This is a genomic window from Sporosarcina sp. P37, from assembly GCF_002109365.1.
In the GTDB taxonomy this organism is placed as follows: Bacteria; Bacillota; Bacilli; order Bacillales_A; family Planococcaceae; genus Sporosarcina.
Map to the genome: position 1 here is coordinate 1,375,544 of NZ_CP015349.1, position 17,292 is coordinate 1,392,835.

The following is a 17,292-nucleotide window of genomic DNA, read 5'->3' on the forward strand; positions in this document are numbered from 1 at the left end:
ACAATGGTTTGCAATTACGATCACTTGACACAGATCTGATTACATTTTACCGAATACTCTTTACTTCCTCCCCAATCGTCTTAGGAGCATCTTCTGCTACTTCACCTGTCTCCGTATGAAACTTTGAGATATTTTCTGCTGACATACTCCCAAAGTCCTTCACCATCCAGCGCACCCAGCCAACGGCCATTATTGCCATAATGAGGACAACAGGAACACCAGTAATGATGGCACTTGTTTTTATTGTATTTAAATCTGCGCCTATAAATATCATTGTCAGAGGTACAACTGCAAGCATTACACACCAAAATAATCGGTGCAGCGGATGCGGCTCTTCATTTTCACCGAGACCCGGCGTAGCTGTAGATGCCATAGTAAACGCGGCTCCATCCAGAGTCGAAGCCAAAAACAGAACAGAAACGACTGCAAACAATACCATGAAAACACCACTGAGCGGCAATGTTTTTAGAACTTCAATAATGGCGGCGTTATCATTTCCGCCAGCTAGCATTCCAACCATATCGACTTTACCGCTCATCTGACGGTCAATAGACAGGCTGCCGATGACGCCGAAAAAGAAGAAACAGCCTACACTGCCGCTGATCAGCGTATTCAGAATGACCGAACGTAATGTGCGGCCTTTCGATACTTTCGCAATGAATATTCCAGTAAACGGTGCATACGTTATCCAATACAGCCAGTAGAAAATGGTCCAAGACTGCGGAAATCCTGACTTGCCGATTGGATCAGTGAACAAGCTCATCTGCACGAAGTTTTGCATCATCTGTCCAAGCGCATTCGTACTGTTTGCAATAATAAACAATCCCGGGCCTACAATAATAATACCAATACAAAACAGTATAGCCAGTTTGGTCGTCATGTCAGAAATCCGTGCCATTCCTTTTTGTAAACCAATATAGGAACTTAATGAATAGATAACCGAAATCATTAGAATTAATAGCAAATTCATCTTAAATGAAGGTGTAAGACCCAGTACATTACTTAATACTGCAGATACTAAGGGTACGGAAACACCCAATGTAATACTTAGACCGCCAAAACAAATGAAGATGAACATAATATCTACAATTCTTCCGATGACACCCTTTTGCTTGATGCCAGTAATAGAGCTGACAATTGCGCTCAAGCTAAGCCCTTTGTTTTTTCGTACATAAAGGTGGTAACATATCGGCAGACCGACTAATGCATACAGTGTCCAAGCACTGACTCCCCAATGGAACATATTGTAAGGCAAAGCCATTTCAAACGCCCGCTGTGATCCGGGCTCAATACCGAGGCCCGGTGTATCAATATAATAAGCCCATTCGATAAATGCCCAGTACACTGTAGCTGAACCTAATCCGCAGGCAATCATCATAGAGATCCATTTAAAATTAGTATATTCAGGCACTGTGTTGCCTAAACGAATATTCCCGTATTTACTGACAGCCACAAACCCAAGTAACAGGATACCCAAAAACGTAAAGATCAGCGTGCTGGAACCGAACCATTCAGTCAACGAGCCAAAAATACTATTGGCTGCCTGCTGAGACTCTTCAGGCTTTACGTACAAGAAACCTACAATACTTAATACAAGAGCCAAACTCAAAGTGATCAGCAGCGTATCTATTTTCTTCGTCATATACATTCCCCATTTTTTATAGTATGTTATGAATTTATGCGGTACTTCGAAATCAATTCCTCATCCAATTCCACGCCCAGGCCAATACAATCCGGAACACGAATGTTACCGTTTTCAAGAGCGGGCAAGCTACCTGTTAAACTAGTGAAGAGCGGACTGTCGCTTTGAGAATACTCCAGTAAATCACCGTCTTTAGAAGCAGCCAGAAATTGAATAGTTGCTGCCAGCAAAATGCCAGTGCTGAAACCATGCGGCACAAGTTTAGTGCCATTCATCGAAGCGAGTTCAGAGATTTTTCTCATCTCGCTGATTCCGCCGCAGCGGGTTATATCCGGTTGTATGATATCTGGCTGTGCATATTTCAGGAAGTCCGCAAACTCATAGCGGGTAGTTAATGATTCGCCGCCGGCAGTTTGGGCGCCCGTTAAACCGGACAGTTTTTTATAGCCTTTCATATCATCTGCCAGTATCGGTTCTTCAATCCAATGAAGATTGAACTTCTCCAGGCGCTTAAACATTCTTGCAGACCTTCCGTATGTGTCCCATTTAGAAGCCAGGTCGATCTGAAGTTCAAAATCATCGCCCGCCTCTTCCCGGACAGCCTTTACAATTTCAACATCCGTATCGTCATCATCGCCAAGAATTCCGCCGCCAAACTTTAAGCTTGTGTAGCCCTGCTCAATTAACTTTCTCACAATCTTTTTGTTTTGAGCGGGAATGTCGTCCGGTATAAACGTCCCGTACGCCTTAATAGTATCCCGATACTTTCCGCCAAGCAGCATGTAAATTGGCACTTGATAAAACTGAGAAGCAATATCCCATAGTGCAATATCAATTGCACTGATAGCATGGATACCCGCTCCTCTTCTCCCCAAGTAATTAGAACCCCAGTACATCTTGTCCCAAAGCTTTTGGATTTCCAAAGGATTTTCCCCAATCAGCAAGGACTTCAAGCCAGTACTGTATAAATTAGAGCTGGGTGCTTCAATGATTGCTCGGGCAACCATGGGAGACGTGTCACTTTCTCCAATACCGACTAGTCCAGTGTCCGTGATCACCCGGACAAGAAGAGCGTCCTCTCCCCATGTGCACTCCTGATCAATCGGAGGGACGCGCAGTTCAATTACTTCTATATCTGTTATTTTCATTGGTGATTACCGCCTTTTTCAAATGAACTTCAACATACACTATTACCGGCTTTTATGTAATGTACAAACCTACAGACAGCAGTGCTCTCGCCCATGATGAACGGCACTGCAGGGCTAATTTTGCCCTGCTGTACTGCTTCCGGATTTATTCATTATGCATACATGTAATCTGATGAATCGCAGTCCTCTCAATCAGCGGCCAATCCATTTCAATCCCAAGTCCATTACCTTCAGGGGCATGTACATATCCTTTTTCGTCTGTTCGGATAGGATTTTTCGCGCCAAATTCCAATGGTTCGACAGGCACGGCCTGCTCAAAGAATAAACAATTTGGTGCAGCCAGCATCAGGTGCAGATTGGCAGCTTGGGAAAGTGTATAACCCCATGATTGCAATTCCGCCGTCATAGAATTCGCCTCAGCAAGTGCCATGATTTTTTTCGTTTGCGTGACACCGCCCGCCAACGTGGCATCAACTCGCACGCTAGACCAGCTGTCCTGTTGAATTCCCTGCTCAATTTGATTCAGATGCAGCAGTGTATTTCCTGCCGGGATAATCGGAATATTCACCTTCGTTCTTAACTCCTGATAACCCTTCAAATCTGTATCCGGCAATGGAGCCTCGAACCAAACATACCCAAGACGCTCCAATTCAATTGCCACTTTGAGCGCTTCCTGTCTCGTATAAGAACTTTCCACATCCAACATAAACTTTAATCCGGACCCTTGGAATTCTTTCTCGATTGCATAGACCAGCGCCAAATCTTCCTCCGCTTTGCACCATGTATGAAACTTAATGTATCGGTAGCCTTGCATTTTAAGGTCATGCACATGTTCGATATAGTCTTCTATGCTCGGCAGAAAAGGCGTACTGGCATAGGACAGAATCTTATCCCTTGCCCCTCCAAGCATCTGATACAGCGGCATTTGCGCATATCTTGCGGCAAGATCCCATAGTGCGATATCAATAGGCGACAGTGCCTGCGGTGTCATTTGAACACATCGGCTGGCCAGCAATTGATAGATTTCCTCCCGCTGTAAAGCTGATTTGCCAATCAAAAAGGGCAGTAAGTGACGGATTGATTCTGCCAGACTTAAATCGGCATTACCTTCTGTCCAGGATATCGCTCCTCCGCATCCCTCGTAGCCATCCTTTGTCCGTATTCTTACAATTGTATTTGTAATCGTCAGATCAGAGTAATGGGAGGATGTTTTGTATTTCGCTTCCGGCGTCTCCACGACATAGACTTGCACGTCGGCTATTTCAAGCTTCTTCATATAATCTTCTCCTATTCTTCTTTAATTCAGCAAATAGACATCAGGAATATTCGTATCAATAATATGCTTTTGTAAGGCCTCCGCTGCCACATTTATATCTTCAGCTGTAATCAGGATATCTACCAGTTCTTCATGTTCTGTCAGCCATTTTTCCAATGTCCCTGACTTGCTGTTTTGATAAACAAAATGTAAACGGATTCTGTGCACGATGCTTTCCCAAACTCTGATTACATTTTCCATTTCGGAAGCGGTTACAATTAATTCATGCAGCTGGATATCTAATTCGATAAAAGTCAGTAAATCCTCGTAATTAGCAGCCTTCCTCATATCTTCTACAATTCTTTTAAATGTTTCTTTATATTTTTCTCCCCAATTTTCAAACCCTTTTTTCAATGCATATGTTTCAATTTGAACACGCATAGGGAGAAGAAGTTCTACCACTTCCTCCTGTGAGATCGTGGCGACCCTTGTGTCTTTATAAGGCGACGAAATTAAAAGCCCTTCTAGTTCCAGCAGCAAAATTGCCTCCCGGACAGAAGTCCGGCTGACCCCTAAATCCTGTGCTAAACGATTCTCAGTAATTTTCTCCCCCGGGACTAGCTTTCCTTCGTATATTAAATTCCGAATCTCTTGTGCTATTCGATGCTTTAATGAAAACTTCGACAAATCTTTATTCATGCCATCACTCCTTACTCTCGACTCTTTGTCTGATTGTCGACAATGTACATGTTTTGATTATAGAGTCTGCTTTTCATTTTCAGTTTGCAAACAATTATTTTTAATTATTAGAATATAATTATCATCTAGAAAGCAGGCAGCAAAAAACTGGCGAGCCCAATAATAACCGCAAAAATAAAACTGCGCGAACCCAAGTTGCAAGAACATTGGCTTCACGCAGTTATTTCACTCTATAAAGTTTTGTGCAACGTTTTGCAATTATGTCAGTCACCGCTAAATTCTTCCCTACTCAACAAGCAAAAAATCTGCACTGCCTACGCCGACATCGACGTTCAAATGAATAGCGGTATCCGAATGATTGTACGCTTCATTCACATAGACACCTTTCCCCTTGGAAATGAAACCTTTCGTTCCGATACTGCCAAGCCCTTTTGAAACGGATATTTTAACTCCTGTATCTTTCGGCAAATAAATTTTCGCGTCGCCTACTCCCAAGTCGATGTCTGCATCAAAGCTTTCTTTCCATTCCCCGCTAAGATCTATAGCTGTATCACCGACACCCGCATCCACTGATAAATGTTTTAAGAGAATTCCTGCCATCTTCAGCTCGGAATCGGATACTCCTATTTCCACGTCAAGATTCACAGGCACTTCATTAGTCAGTTGAAGATTTCAGTTATTTCGTTTCTTCCGCAGCGCTGAAAGTCCTTTCATTTTCTGTTGAATTTCTACATAGCCTACATTTCTTTTATTCTTATAAGTTACGGTTGGATACCACTTCTTTATACTCGTATCAATGTCACCATCCACCCATTCCGTCGCACCGCCTTCAATCAGAAGATTGCCGGCGCCAAAGCGGATGTCAACATCCAGTGACTTTGCCCCGTCCTTTTCAATCGAAAATGCGCCGGAAACCCGATCTGCACTCCCCCAGTTATACACCCAAAATCCGACTGCGCCTAACAACCCGGCAGCCATTATAATGATCAGTATATTCCGCATGCAAGCACCCCTTTACACTATCATAGACGATACTCAGTAAAGTTGAGTCCATCCAATGAATGAACTGTATGTCAGTCTTAGGTCTGAGCGATACACTATATGGTGTTCCCGCGGGATTTATTTCATTCGATAAAGAATATGACGGCCGAAACGATTTGACAGTTGGCTATGTAACGACAACAAATAAGCTGCTTCGTCCGATTCTCGTGACGAAGCAGCTTATTTTACTATCTGCATCGGAATTTTCTAACTGCTGCTTACTGCATAATTAATTCTTTTTCTTCCATAACTTCAGGTTCTGAAACATCTCCAAAAATAGATCGTTCAAGCAACTCCGCTATATCATATGTTCCGACAGAATCTTCAACTTCAATGGCCTTTGTTCCATCAGACATCATGGTTAAACAATAAGGACAGCCAGAAGAGATGATACCGGGATTTACTTCAAGTGCCTGCTCCGTTCTTGCTACGTTTACACGCTGGCCTGTATCTTCCTCCATCCACATCATTCCTCCGCCTGCTCCACAGCACATTCCATTTTCACGGTTTCGCTTCATTTCAACCAGATTTACGCCTGGAATGGCCTTCAAGATCTCACGCGGCGGGTCATACACGTCATTATAACGCCCTAAGTAACATGAATCATGGAATGTTATCGTTTCATTAATTGGATGAACTGGCTGTAAGACCCCTTCTTTCACCAAGTCATATAGCATTTCGGTATGATGAATCACTTCTGCCTGGAATCCAAAATCCGGATATTCATTTTTAAAGATATTATAGGCATGCGGATCAACGGTGACGATTTTAGTAATACCGGCCTTTTCAAATTCTTTAATATTCGCTTCCGCCAACTCCTGGAACAAGAATTCGTTCCCCAGACGTCTTGGTGTATCGCCGGAGTTCTTTTCTTTATTTCCAAGGATAGCGAATTTGATGTTAGCTTTGTTCATAAGATGCACGAATGATTCTATAATCTTTTGCGCGCGGTTATCGAAAGCTCCCATTGAACCTACCCATAACAGATATTCAAACTCTTCTCCTGCTTTATTCAATTCCTTTACTGTAGGAACATAAAGATCAGGACGTGCCTCTCTCCATTTTTCCTTCTCTTTTCGGTTGAGTCCCCAAGGATTGCCTTGACGCTCTATGTTTGTCATCGCCCGTTTTGCATCCGGGTTCATCTTACCTTCTGTCATTACAAGATGACGGCGCAGATCGATTATTTTGTCGACGTGCTCGTTCATAACTGGACATTGATCTTCACAGTTTCTGCAAGTAGTACAAGCCCAAATTTCTTCCTCCGTAATCACATCGCCAATCAGTGACGGGCTATAGATATCTTCCGCCACAGCCCCTTCCAGGCCAGCCGCGACAGCAATTTGATTAGCTTTGGAATTAGTAAACGCAAATGCAGGCACCCACGGTTTTTGCTTTGTCACTAAAGCACCTGTTTCCGTCAAGTGATCGCGCAGCTTCGTGATCAGGTCCATGGGAGACAGCATTTTCCCTGTGCCTGCTGCAGGACACATATTCGTACAGCGTCCGCACTCTACACAAGCGTAAAAGTCAATCATCTGTAATTGATTGAAATCAGTAATTTTCCCTACACCGAGCGCAGGCATGTCTTCTTCACTTTCTGCATTCTCCATCGCTTCAAAATCAATCGGCTTTAGTCTGCCCGCATGATCCAGCCGATGGAAATACGTATTTACCGGTCCGGCAATCAAGTGAGCATGTTTGGATTGCGGAACATAGACAAGGAACGTCAATAAAATAAGCAGATGAATCCACCAGTTAACAAAAAACACGGCTGCAGCTGCAGTTGGAGACATAAATCCAAACACTGTAGCGACCAGCGACGCCATTGGCTCTGTCACTGATGCAGGATTTCCTTGCCAAATCATATTCATCCCATTCGCCATAATTGTCGAAAGCATCAGACCGCCAATGAAGATGAGAACAAGACCTGATTTCCACCCTCTTTTCAGCCTGACGAGCTTCTCGATATATCGGCGGTGAAATGCCCAGACTACTGCAACCAGAATTAGAAATACTACAATTTCCTGAAAGAATGTAAAACCGTTATATATAGATCCCAGCGGAAGGTGAGACCCTGGTTTTAGCCCTTTCCAAATCAGATCTATCGCGCCAAACTGCACAAGCAGAAAGCCATAGAAAAACAATACATGAATTGTACCGCTTTTTTTATCTTTTAATAATTTCTTTTGTCCGAACACATAGACCCAGATCTTTTGAAGGCGTTCCTTCACATTATGATCGAATTCTTCTTTTCTGCCTAATCGGACAAATTGAGTCCGAGTCTTAATTAAATACGTAAATAACGAAAGTGCATATAAAGTAATCCCAATGAATAATATCCAGTTGGCGATTAATAATGGCCCCATTGTCCTCTCTCCTATTCTTATCTATATAAATGATGAATAAAAGTATGTCATCTTGCTGTTTCAGTCAAAAGAACATACTGTTTTCAGCGATCACTGTCATTAATTAGCAAATCTACATGGCACGCGGCCATTTCAGAGCTTAATTGGTATGCTTTACCCCGCCTGAACGGCTACATTCAACTCTGTCTTTTTTATATACATTCTTACCGTTAATAAATGTAGAGATTACTGATATATCTTTAATTTTCATTGGGTCAATACGGGTCGGATCTTGATCCAGTACGGCAAAGTCTGCATATTTTCCTATTTCTATACTTCCCGTATTTTCTGCAATAGGATTCTATCCTATTGCAGAATGGACTGTTTGTATGAGACAACTGGGTGATTAAGGTTTACGGTACATCGTCACTACTACAGCTCCGCCGAGACCCAAGTTATGCTGTAATCCGACTCTTGCATTTTCCACTTGACGTTTTCCGGCTGTTCCGCGCAAATGCCAAACCAGTTCAGTGCACTGCGCTAAACCTGTAGCTCCAATCGGGTGTCCTTTAGACATCAGTCCCCCCGACGGATTAACTACATATTTCCCTCCATACGTATTATCTTTATTGTTAATGAATGCTTCCGCTTCGCCTTCACCGCACAAACCTAGTCCTTCATATGTGATTACTTCATTCGGCGTAAAGCAATCATGCAGTTCCACTACATCTACTTCTTCAGCTCCCAATCCTGCCTGCTCATACACTGCATTCGCAGCTCTTCGTGTCATATCCTGACCAACTAAGTTCATAGCTCCAGTAGTAAATGTCGTCTCATTATCCGTGGCCATTGACTGAGCAATAATTTCAACCGCGTCCTTATGTCCATGCTTCTGGGCAAACTCTTCGCTGCACACTATGACTGCTGCAGCACCGCATGACGGCGGACATGCACAGTAACGCGTCAAATACGGTTCGAAAATCATCGGCGAATTTTGGACTTCTTCCACAGTCAAAGGCTTATCAAACATGGAGTATGGATTGTGAATTGCATGACTCCGTGTTTTGACGGCCACTTTTGCGAATATATCAGGGTTCGCACCGTACTTTTCTATATATTCATTTCCTCCAGCACCAAATAATCTGGCAGCTCGTGGGGCATCCGGCGAAACACCGGGATGTAATTCTTCTAAACGGTCTACAAATGATTGAATAGGTGATGTTTTATCTCCATAAACGGTTCCTAGTGCTCCCGGCTGCATCTCTTCAAAACCGAAGGCCAGTGCGCATTCAACCACCCCGTTTTCTACTGCCTGCCGTGCTAAATATAATGCTGTTGATCCTGATGAACAGTTATTATTCACGTTGAATACGGGAATACCTGTCATTCCAACTTTATAAAGAGCTGTTTGTCCTGATGTGCTGTCCCCGTAACTGTAACTTGCAAAAGCGCTTTCAATTTCTTCAAAGTCGATTCCAGCGTCTTTTATTGCACCCCGGATAGCTTTAGATGCCATAATTTCATAAGGCTCCTGCTTACCAGGTTTAACAAACTTAACCATATCCGCACCAATTACTTTAATTTTTCTTTTCATTAGAAATTCCTCTTTTCCGCCGTTTAGTCTGGAAACTCCAGCATATTACACGAATCATTCTGTATTCCTATGATTACACGGTAATTAATACAGACTTGATTCCTTTTTTTCATTACTGTGATCTTCAACCAGCTTGCGTCTCAAGATTTTCCCGACTGCAGTTTTTGGCAATTCATCTCTAAACTCATAAAATCTCGGCACTTTATAAGTGGCTAATTTATCAGAACACCATTCTTTCAGTTCTTCTTCAGTGCAAGTCATGCCTTTCCTTAAAACAATAGTTGCTTTTACAGTTTCTCCCCTATATGAATCGGGAATGCCATAAACACAAACCTCCATAACTGCCGGGTGTTCGTACAGGACCTCTTCTACTTCTATCGGATAAATATTGTATCCGCTTGCAATGATTAGCTCTTTCTTCCGGCCTGCTATATAAAAACGGCCATCTTCATCCATGTATCCGATATCACCTGTGTACAGCCAGCCATTGCGAATGGACAAATTTGTTTCTACTTGATTATTCCAATACCCTTTCATGACTTGTGGCCCTTTAATAAGGATCTCACCCGATTGCCCAACTTCCATCTCTTCCGTTCCGGTTTCAGCATCTACGATTTTACAGTCGGTGTTCGGCAGCGGAACCCCTACACTTCCGGCTTTCCGCTTATCAGAAACAGGATTTCTATGGGTCACGATAGCCTCTGTTAGGCCATATCCTTCGATAATTTTTGTTCCCGACAGTTCTTCGAATTTACTGATCACTTCATTCGGCAGCGGAGATGTTCCGCAAGAACATATTCTTAAGCTCTTCAAATCATCTTTTGTCAGATTTTCATATTGCAATAAAGCTACGTACATCGTAGGTGCGCCTACGAAAATCGTCGGTTTATGTTCTTTTATTAAATTCAACACTTTTTCTACTTTAAATCTATCAACGATAATAAAGGTACCTGCGGAAAACACAGTTATATTTATATAACTCAAACCCATGATGTGGAATAACGGGGAATTTCCAAGAATGATTTCTTTATTTCTTTCCAAACAATTAAACACGATATTTTGATAGGCATTACTGACAATATTATAATGTGTCAGCATAGCGCCTTTAGATTTGCCGGTGGTTCCTCCTGTGTATTGCAATACCGCCACGTCTTCTTTAGGGTTTATTTCTACGTCGGGAAGCGGACCATGCTGTTCTTCCAGCAAGCGAGCGAAGCTACTCTCTTCCGTTTGTTCGTTGTCTACGATGATCCAAACTAACTGATCACCCAGTCCCAGCGCATCAATTTTTTCCTTTTGAACATTTTCACAAATCATGCCTGAAGCCTGCGAATCACTTAAAATCGGATGCAATTCTGAAGCCTGGTACATTACATTAACTTGAACCATAATACAGCCCAGCCGCTGGATCGCAAAATAGGCTACTATATATTCCATACGATTTGGCAGCATCACTGCAATGCGGTCACCTTTTCTGAAACCTTTGCTGTATAATGCCGCAGCCAATTTATCGCAACTGTTTTTTAAATCTCTGTAAGACAAGTGAATATCGTTATATATAAACGATTTGTGCTCTGGGAATTCTTTTGCAGATTTTTGCAGCATCTCGTAAATGGTCATCTCGGGTAACTTTAGCTCTCTTGGGATGTCATCCGAATAAATTTCATGCCATATCTTCTCCATAACTTTTGTCCCCTTTACGTAAATTGATTAAATGAACTTCGTGTGCAATTAGCGAGACTAATTCTTTTCGTGTATGATCTTAAAAACGCCTGCAGCTGTTGATATAATATTTCCGTCAGCATCTTTTATGACACCTTCCATAAAGGCGGTTTTGTAGGTTTTTGAAGTGATCCTGGCCTCGGCATATATTGTTTCTGTCATAATGGGAGCTATATAGTTTATATTTAAATTGATGGTCACACACCTCTTTTTAATAACAGAACGGAGCTGCATACTTTGGATAATATCATGCACAGAGGCGATCACACCCCCATTTACTGTCCCTACGAAATTGAGCAGACTGTCATGCACATCTAATTTCGCCTGCACATCACCCTCTTCAAATTTTGTTATTTGAATTCCTAAATGCTGTACATAAGGACTTTGGATAAATTCATCTTTTACTTCTACAAGCTTCATCGCAGTACTCATCGTTTTCCCTCCTTGTCAGGCTTCTTGACTGTGAGAATAAACGCTCACACAATGGTATGCATCTGATATCACACAGCCGCTCTTTATCTGTCAGTACTATGCTATTTTCCTTACTCATTACGTTTCTTTATCATCAGTTAACGTTCAACTTGCAGTCTTTCCAATACTTTTCACGCAGTTCTCTTTTCAGAATCTTCCCGGCTCCGTTCTTTGGCAGCGCTTCCATAAAGTCTACGGATTTAGGAACTTTGTAATTAGCCAGCAGCGGTTTGCTGTATTCGATCATCTCTGCTTCCGTCAGTTCGTGCGTATCTCTGACTACAACGACTGCCTTGATTGCTTCGCCCCATTTGGAATCGGGAATACCAATCACTGCTGCTTCGAGCACAGCCGGATGACTGGATAAGACATTTTCCACTTCAATGGAATAGACATTCTCGCCGCCTGTAATAATCATATCTTTCTTGCGGTCTACGATATATATATAGTGATCTTCATCTATCATTGCCATATCACCGGAATGATACCAGCCGGCTTTAATAGTATTCGCCGTTTTCTCCGGCGCATTCCAGTACCCTCTCATGATATTCGGGCCACGGGCAATCACTTCTCCAATTTCCCCGACCGCGACGTCAGCCCCTTCGTCATCTACCACACGAACTTCCACGCCAGGTATACCTTTGCCGACCGACGATAAACGTCTTTGCGCTTTTGCATCTTCGCTCACCACATGGTCTTCAGGTTCCAAGATCGTTAACACTGGCGACGCTTCTGTCATGCCGTAAGACTGATAAAACGCTACACCGGGAAACGCAGCCCTCACTTTTTTAAATAAGTCTGGGGACATGGCAGAAGAGCCATAGTTTATCTTTTGAATACTGCTCACATCATACTGTGTAAAATCTGGATCATTCATTACCATATTGATCATGGTGGGAACGAGTGAAATGACAGTCGGTCTGTAGGTTTGGACGGCTTCGAGGAACCCTTTCACTGTAAACGTTTTCAAAAAGCTGTGTGTTCCGCCGCCCCACGTCACGCCAATCGTTTTTCCGCAGTCCGCCAAATGGAACATCGGGGCCGCATGCAGGTAATTTGTCCATTCGTTATAGTTGAACTTTGTGGTTGTATGATAATAATTGCTGACTTGATTTCGGTGCGATAACATCACACCCGTGGCAGGGCCTGTCGTACCGCCTGTGTAGAAAATACACGCGATATCATCTTCACTGATCTCATCGTACGTCAGCACTGATGCGCTTTCGCCCGCAATGAGTTCCTCGTAACTTGCATAGCCATGTGTTTCGTCATCGGAGACGATGATCGATTTCAGCTGACTTTTTGCGGCCTGTTCCAGCTCTGGTATATGTTCGAGGTATTCGGGATGGAAAAACAAGACGCCCATTCCGGAATCTTCCACTATGTACGCAAGCTCGCGTCGCGACAGTCTCGTATTTAACGGGACCGCAATGGCGCCTATCGCGGTAATCGCGTAAATCAGCTCGACGTATCGAAAGGTGTTCAACAGAAAAATGCCGACCTTATCTCCCTTAGAGACACCCAGACCTTTTAGGGCTTCTTTTAACTGCGCAGTTCTGCTTGCCAGCTCGCCGTAAGTACAGCTGTATCCTTCATCTAAAATAGCCAATCGTTCGGGAATATGTTTCGCATTATACATCAGAGATTTTGTGATGATCATTTGATTCTCCCCTTTCTATTAACTAATGATTGTCTTGAATTAGAGCGCTGCGCCTTCCATCTGGATAAAACTGATACCATTTCAAACGAAGGGTGTCCGTTCTTCAACGCGGAGGCCCATGCGCTTAACATATAATAGACCATGACAAAGCCGTCTATGCGACTTTGAAAAGATCGGCATAGACGGCTTTGTTTACATAGCTTATAAACAATCAGTTTCTCTTACGCGCCGACTTTTGCTTTCTTAAATTCTTCGATCATCAATGGCACCACTTCAAATAAATCTCCAACAATGCCATAGTCAGCTACTTTGAAAATCTCAGCTTCCGGATCTTTATTAATTGCGACAATAATTTTCGAGTTCGACATACCTGCCATATGCTGAATAGCGCCGGAAATACCTACACCGATATACAAATCAGGCGTGATGACTTTACCTGTTTGCCCAATTTGCAATGAGTAGTCACAGTAGTCCGCATCACATGCACCACGGGACGCACCGACTGCACCGCCCAATAGATCAGCTAGTTCTTTCAAGGGATTGAAACCTTCCGCACTCTTCACACCGCGCCCGCCTGCCACGACTACTTTCGCTTCAGACATATCCACGCCTTCTGTCGATTTACGAACGACGTCAGCAATAATTGTACGCAGGTTAGTTACGTCGACTTCAACAGAAGAGACTTCACCTGAACGGCTGCTGTCGTGTTCAAGCGGGGCGATATTGTTCGGGCGGATCGTAATAAATAATAAACTGTCCTTATTTCTCACTTTCTCAAATGCTTTACCTGAATAAATCGGTCGAATGAATACTGCCTCATCGCCTTCTCCTTCAATAGAAGTTACGTCCGAAATGAGTCCGCTTGCCAGTTTACTTGCAATCTTAGGAGATAAGTCTTTCCCCAATGCTGTATGTCCAAAAACAATTGCTTCAGGGCTTTCTTGTTCATAAACCGCCATAAACCCTTGTGAAAACCCGTCTGAAGTATATTGCTGTAAATTAGCATGTTCTACCGTTACTACACGGTCCGCGCCATAGTGAATCATTTCTTCTGTAAATGATTGCACGTTCTCCCCCAGAAGAACCGCAACTACCTCTCCGCCGCCGGAAATCTTTTTCGCCGCCGCTATTACTTCAAATGAAACATTACGAAGTGCACCTTCCCGCACTTCTCCAAGTACTAACACTTTTTTCGTCATTTATAGTCCCTCCAGTAAAGAGTAATCTATTGTGATTACTTCTTATTCAATTAAATTACTTTTGCTTCATTGCGTAATAGATCTGCAAGCTCACTTACTTGATCGGCAAGCTCGCCTTCAAGTATACGTCCAGCCGCTTTGGCTGCAGGCAGAAAAACTTCAATCGTTTCTGTCTTAGCTTCTACATCATCTTCTTCCAAATCCAAGTCATCTAATTCCAGCTCTTCAAGCGGTTTCTTTTTCGCTTTCATAATTCCCGGAAGCGATGGGTATCGCGGTTCATTCAGCCCCTGTTGCGCGGTTACCAGAAGCGGAAGTGTTGTTTCAATTTTCTCTGAATCCCCTTCAACATCACGCACAATTTTAACGGCTGAACCATCGATTTCCAAATCTGTAATAGTTGTCACATAGTTTATATTCAATAACTCTGCAACACGGGGCCCGATCTGTCCTGAACCGCCGTCAATTGCCACGTTACCTGCTAAAATCAGATCTGCATCTTTATCTTTCAAGTATTCAGCGATAATCTTGGCAGCTGTAAATTCATCTGATTCATCCAAATCGTCTTCCGTGTTAATGAGTACCGCTTTGTCTGCACCCATTGCCAGCGCTGTCCGAAGCTGCTTTTCTGAATCCTCGCCGCCAATTGTGACTACTGTCACTTCGCCGCCGTTAGCATCACGCACCTCGATCGCTTCTTCAATGGCATATTCATCGTAAGGATTAATAATAAATTCTGCACCGTCTTCTGCAATTTCACCGTTCTTAATCGCAATTCTTTCTTCCGTGTCAAATGTCCTCTTCACCAGTACGTAAATATTCATTTTATCCCTCCGTTGGTCAATCTGTTCCTGACTTACATTTCTTTATATCTTTTGTTTATTTCAAGCGTGATTTTTTTAGAGTACTCCGTTATTACATCTACTATTGGCTGGAGTTCATCTACTTTATATTGGGCACACATTCCGACTACCGCGATAGAAAGATCCACCTGATTGTTGAAATTCATTATCGGAGCCGCGACCCCGAAGATCCCTCTTATTGTTTCATCATATGATATCGCGAACCCATTTTTCTTCACTTCAATCAGTTCATTTTTTAATGCCTGAAAGTCTTCTGGCGAAGTGTTGATTATCCGTTCGTTGGAATTGAAGTAGTACTCGGCATCTGCCTCATTGGCATAAGCCATAATACATTTTCCGTATGCCCCGTCCAGTAAATCGAAATGACGTCCTACAGATATCTTTACGCCGAAATTCTCATCCTCAACTTTAGACACTATTGCCGTTCTGTCACTCCGGACCTTGGAAACCAATAGAGAAGTCAGTCCGGTTTCTCTAGTGATTTTTTCAAGATAAGGGTCAATGATGGACAAGTCATATTGGAACTCTTTTGCCCGCTCACCCAATACCACCAGGTAAGGACCCAGTATATAGCGCTTAGATTGTTCATCATATTTTACGATGGACTGTTCTTGGAGCTCCTGCAATATCCTGAAACACGTCGTCGGATTTAAATCCAATGCATTAGCAATTTGGGTAAGTGTACTCTTTTGATACTTTTTCCTGCTTAATAATGTGATGATTCTAAAAGCCGTGTTTACAGCAGGTACAGAATACTTTCTAGCCGGTTTTTCCAAGTTTTTCATATTTATTACCCCTTAATCAGATTACAACAAGGATTGTATAATCCTCCTAATGCAACATTGGATTGTAAAACTTATTTTTCAACACCCACTTTATAATCTGCATTAGTTTCGATATAATCAAATATTTTTTGTCCTACGCTATCTTTTCTGCCTACCTCAATCTCTTCTACAATATGTGCCACTAATCCTACGGCTCTTGCTGCAACCGCAAAGGATTTCATCACGCGGTAATCAAATTCCATATCCGCCATGATCGCTCCAATCGCACCTACGGCATTCAGCGTAATAGATTTTCCTTTTCTTTCATTAAACTGCAAACTGATTTCGTTAATTGTTTCAGAGTTCTTTTTATAGAAACCAAGTTCCTTAGCCAGTTCAAATAATTTCACTGTTCTTGGATCTACCGGCCGGTGAATAGGATGACCAAATCCAGGCAATTGAATACCTCTTTCAGCACGGTCATCTAAAATCCACGTTGCCAGTTCCTTTGGACTTTTATCGTTGCCGGCTCTTTCCATTCCATCCTGAAGCATTTCTGCAACTTGTTCCATTGCTCCAAGATAAACTGAACCTGCTCCTAAAAGTCCGGCAGCAACTGCAGCCTGCACTGCTTCCGGAGCACCCAGGTAAGTTAAACGTGTAGAGATCGAGCTTGGTGTAAAACCATGTTCACAAACAGCAACCATAAGTGCATTTAACATTTTTGATTCGTTTGCATTTGGCTTTCTGTGTTTTGCACCCAAGAACGCCATATCCGCTAATGTGATTTCTCCAATTAGATCATCTACCAGATTATGCCCATGAACAAATACTTTATCTGTTTCTGAATAACCAACCTTAGTTTCAAATTTCATAGTAATTCCCT

General features: G+C 42.7%; 17 protein-coding genes. 1 reads left to right on the plus strand and 16 read right to left on the minus strand.

The genetic code is table 11. The annotated features are described in order from the left end of the window. Nucleotides 1-46: 46 nt before the first annotated feature. The 6 genes from SporoP37_RS07155 to SporoP37_RS07180 all read right to left on the minus strand — a co-directional run bounded on the left by SporoP37_RS07155 (nucleotide 47) and on the right by SporoP37_RS07180 (nucleotide 5,722). The gene (locus tag SporoP37_RS07155; RefSeq protein WP_081243012.1) at nucleotides 47-1,642 is read right to left on the minus strand and encodes a BCCT family transporter; all 1,596 of its coding nucleotides are present in this window, start codon (nucleotides 1,640-1,642) and stop codon (nucleotides 47-49) included. Nucleotides 1,643-1,668: 26 nt separating this feature from the next. Beyond that, a complete protein-coding gene (locus SporoP37_RS07160; RefSeq protein WP_085430624.1) occupies nucleotides 1,669-2,790 on the minus strand; it encodes a mandelate racemase/muconate lactonizing enzyme family protein in 1,122 nt (373 codons plus the stop codon). 145 nt (nucleotides 2,791-2,935) lie between these two features. Beyond that, the gene (locus SporoP37_RS07165; protein ID WP_081243014.1) at nucleotides 2,936-4,066 is read right to left on the minus strand and encodes a mandelate racemase/muconate lactonizing enzyme family protein; all 1,131 of its coding nucleotides are present in this window, start codon (nucleotides 4,064-4,066) and stop codon (nucleotides 2,936-2,938) included. A gap of 21 nt (nucleotides 4,067-4,087) precedes the next feature. Then, nucleotides 4,088-4,744: a GntR family transcriptional regulator gene (locus tag SporoP37_RS07170; RefSeq protein ID WP_081243015.1), complete on the minus strand. Its 657-nt coding sequence runs from the start codon at nucleotides 4,742-4,744 to the stop codon at nucleotides 4,088-4,090. Nucleotides 4,745-5,029: 285 nt separating this feature from the next. Continuing rightward, a complete protein-coding gene (locus tag SporoP37_RS07175; protein ID WP_099662750.1) occupies nucleotides 5,030-5,389 on the minus strand; it encodes a LiaF domain-containing protein in 360 nt (119 codons plus the stop codon). A gap of 27 nt (nucleotides 5,390-5,416) precedes the next feature. Then, nucleotides 5,417-5,722 carry a toast rack family protein gene (locus SporoP37_RS07180; protein WP_198160057.1) on the minus strand — a complete coding sequence of 102 codons (306 nt, stop codon included), beginning with the start codon at nucleotides 5,720-5,722 and terminating at the stop codon, nucleotides 5,417-5,419. A gap of 92 nt (nucleotides 5,723-5,814) precedes the next feature. Between SporoP37_RS07180 and SporoP37_RS07185 the strand changes: the two genes are divergently transcribed. Further along, the gene (locus tag SporoP37_RS07185) at nucleotides 5,815-6,018 is read left to right on the plus strand and encodes a hypothetical protein (RefSeq protein WP_081243017.1); all 204 of its coding nucleotides are present in this window, start codon (nucleotides 5,815-5,817) and stop codon (nucleotides 6,016-6,018) included. On the opposite strand, the gene SporoP37_RS07190 is transcribed toward SporoP37_RS07185, so the two are convergent. The 10 genes from SporoP37_RS07190 to SporoP37_RS07230 form a co-directional block, all read right to left on the minus strand. Beyond that, nucleotides 6,004-8,154, minus strand: a complete 2,151-nt coding sequence (locus tag SporoP37_RS07190) for a heterodisulfide reductase-related iron-sulfur binding cluster (protein WP_085430627.1) — start codon at nucleotides 8,152-8,154, stop codon at nucleotides 6,004-6,006. The two genes, SporoP37_RS07185 and SporoP37_RS07190, sit on opposite strands and share 15 nt — an antisense overlap. A 139-nt stretch (nucleotides 8,155-8,293) precedes the next feature. Further along, the gene (locus SporoP37_RS16910) at nucleotides 8,294-8,488 is read right to left on the minus strand and encodes an amidohydrolase family protein (protein WP_143565466.1); all 195 of its coding nucleotides are present in this window, start codon (nucleotides 8,486-8,488) and stop codon (nucleotides 8,294-8,296) included. Nucleotides 8,489-8,539: 51 nt separating this feature from the next. After that, the gene (locus tag SporoP37_RS07195) at nucleotides 8,540-9,727 is read right to left on the minus strand and encodes a lipid-transfer protein (protein WP_085430628.1); all 1,188 of its coding nucleotides are present in this window, start codon (nucleotides 9,725-9,727) and stop codon (nucleotides 8,540-8,542) included. Nucleotides 9,728-9,811: 84 nt separating this feature from the next. Then, nucleotides 9,812-11,410 carry a long-chain-fatty-acid--CoA ligase gene (locus SporoP37_RS07200; protein WP_085430629.1) on the minus strand — a complete coding sequence of 533 codons (1,599 nt, stop codon included), beginning with the start codon at nucleotides 11,408-11,410 and terminating at the stop codon, nucleotides 9,812-9,814. A gap of 57 nt (nucleotides 11,411-11,467) precedes the next feature. After that, entirely contained in the window at nucleotides 11,468-11,881 is a 414-nt protein-coding gene (locus tag SporoP37_RS07205; RefSeq protein WP_081243021.1) for a PaaI family thioesterase, read from the minus strand. Nucleotides 11,882-12,014: 133 nt separating this feature from the next. After that, the gene (locus SporoP37_RS07210) at nucleotides 12,015-13,580 is read right to left on the minus strand and encodes a long-chain-fatty-acid--CoA ligase (protein ID WP_085430630.1); all 1,566 of its coding nucleotides are present in this window, start codon (nucleotides 13,578-13,580) and stop codon (nucleotides 12,015-12,017) included. Nucleotides 13,581-13,801: 221 nt separating this feature from the next. Next, nucleotides 13,802-14,779: an electron transfer flavoprotein subunit alpha/FixB family protein gene (locus tag SporoP37_RS07215; RefSeq protein WP_085430631.1), complete on the minus strand. Its 978-nt coding sequence runs from the start codon at nucleotides 14,777-14,779 to the stop codon at nucleotides 13,802-13,804. 50 nt (nucleotides 14,780-14,829) lie between these two features. Continuing rightward, on the minus strand, nucleotides 14,830-15,603 hold the full coding sequence (locus SporoP37_RS07220; RefSeq protein WP_081243026.1) for an electron transfer flavoprotein subunit beta/FixA family protein: 774 nt from the start codon (nucleotides 15,601-15,603) through the stop codon (nucleotides 14,830-14,832). Nucleotides 15,604-15,635: 32 nt separating this feature from the next. Further along, a complete protein-coding gene (locus SporoP37_RS07225) occupies nucleotides 15,636-16,427 on the minus strand; it encodes an IclR family transcriptional regulator (protein ID WP_081243027.1) in 792 nt (263 codons plus the stop codon). 71 nt (nucleotides 16,428-16,498) lie between these two features. Beyond that, complete coding sequence (locus SporoP37_RS07230) at nucleotides 16,499-17,281, minus strand: citryl-CoA lyase (RefSeq protein ID WP_081243028.1); 783 nt, start codon at nucleotides 17,279-17,281, stop codon at nucleotides 16,499-16,501. Nucleotides 17,282-17,292 lie beyond the last annotated feature (11 nt).

Bases quoted from the DNA above. Each gene is read 5' to 3' on its own strand.
- SporoP37_RS07155 (WP_081243012.1), bottom strand. From the start codon at position 1,642: ATGACGAAGAAAATAGATACGCTGCTGATCACTTTGAGTTTGGCTCTT.
- SporoP37_RS07160 (WP_085430624.1), bottom strand. From the start codon at position 2,790: ATGAAAATAACAGATATAGAAGTAATTGAACTGCGCGTCCCTCCGATT.
- SporoP37_RS07165 (WP_081243014.1), bottom strand. From the start codon at position 4,066: ATGAAGAAGCTTGAAATAGCCGACGTGCAAGTCTATGTCGTGGAGACG.
- SporoP37_RS07170 (WP_081243015.1), bottom strand. From the start codon at position 4,744: ATGAATAAAGATTTGTCGAAGTTTTCATTAAAGCATCGAATAGCACAA.
- SporoP37_RS07180 (WP_198160057.1), bottom strand. From the start codon at position 5,722: ATGGCTGCCGGGTTGTTAGGCGCAGTCGGATTTTGGGTGTATAACTGG.
- SporoP37_RS07185 (WP_081243017.1), top strand. From the start codon at position 5,815: ATGTCAGTCTTAGGTCTGAGCGATACACTATATGGTGTTCCCGCGGGA.
- SporoP37_RS07190 (WP_085430627.1), bottom strand. From the start codon at position 8,154: ATGGGGCCATTATTAATCGCCAACTGGATATTATTCATTGGGATTACT.
- SporoP37_RS07195 (WP_085430628.1), bottom strand. From the start codon at position 9,727: ATGAAAAGAAAAATTAAAGTAATTGGTGCGGATATGGTTAAGTTTGTT.
- SporoP37_RS07200 (WP_085430629.1), bottom strand. From the start codon at position 11,410: ATGGAGAAGATATGGCATGAAATTTATTCGGATGACATCCCAAGAGAG.
- SporoP37_RS07205 (WP_081243021.1), bottom strand. From the start codon at position 11,881: ATGAGTACTGCGATGAAGCTTGTAGAAGTAAAAGATGAATTTATCCAA.
- SporoP37_RS07210 (WP_085430630.1), bottom strand. From the start codon at position 13,580: ATGATCATCACAAAATCTCTGATGTATAATGCGAAACATATTCCCGAA.
- SporoP37_RS07215 (WP_085430631.1), bottom strand. From the start codon at position 14,779: ATGACGAAAAAAGTGTTAGTACTTGGAGAAGTGCGGGAAGGTGCACTT.
- SporoP37_RS07220 (WP_081243026.1), bottom strand. From the start codon at position 15,603: ATGAATATTTACGTACTGGTGAAGAGGACATTTGACACGGAAGAAAGA.
- SporoP37_RS07225 (WP_081243027.1), bottom strand. From the start codon at position 16,427: ATGAAAAACTTGGAAAAACCGGCTAGAAAGTATTCTGTACCTGCTGTA.
- SporoP37_RS07230 (WP_081243028.1), bottom strand. From the start codon at position 17,281: ATGAAATTTGAAACTAAGGTTGGTTATTCAGAAACAGATAAAGTATTT.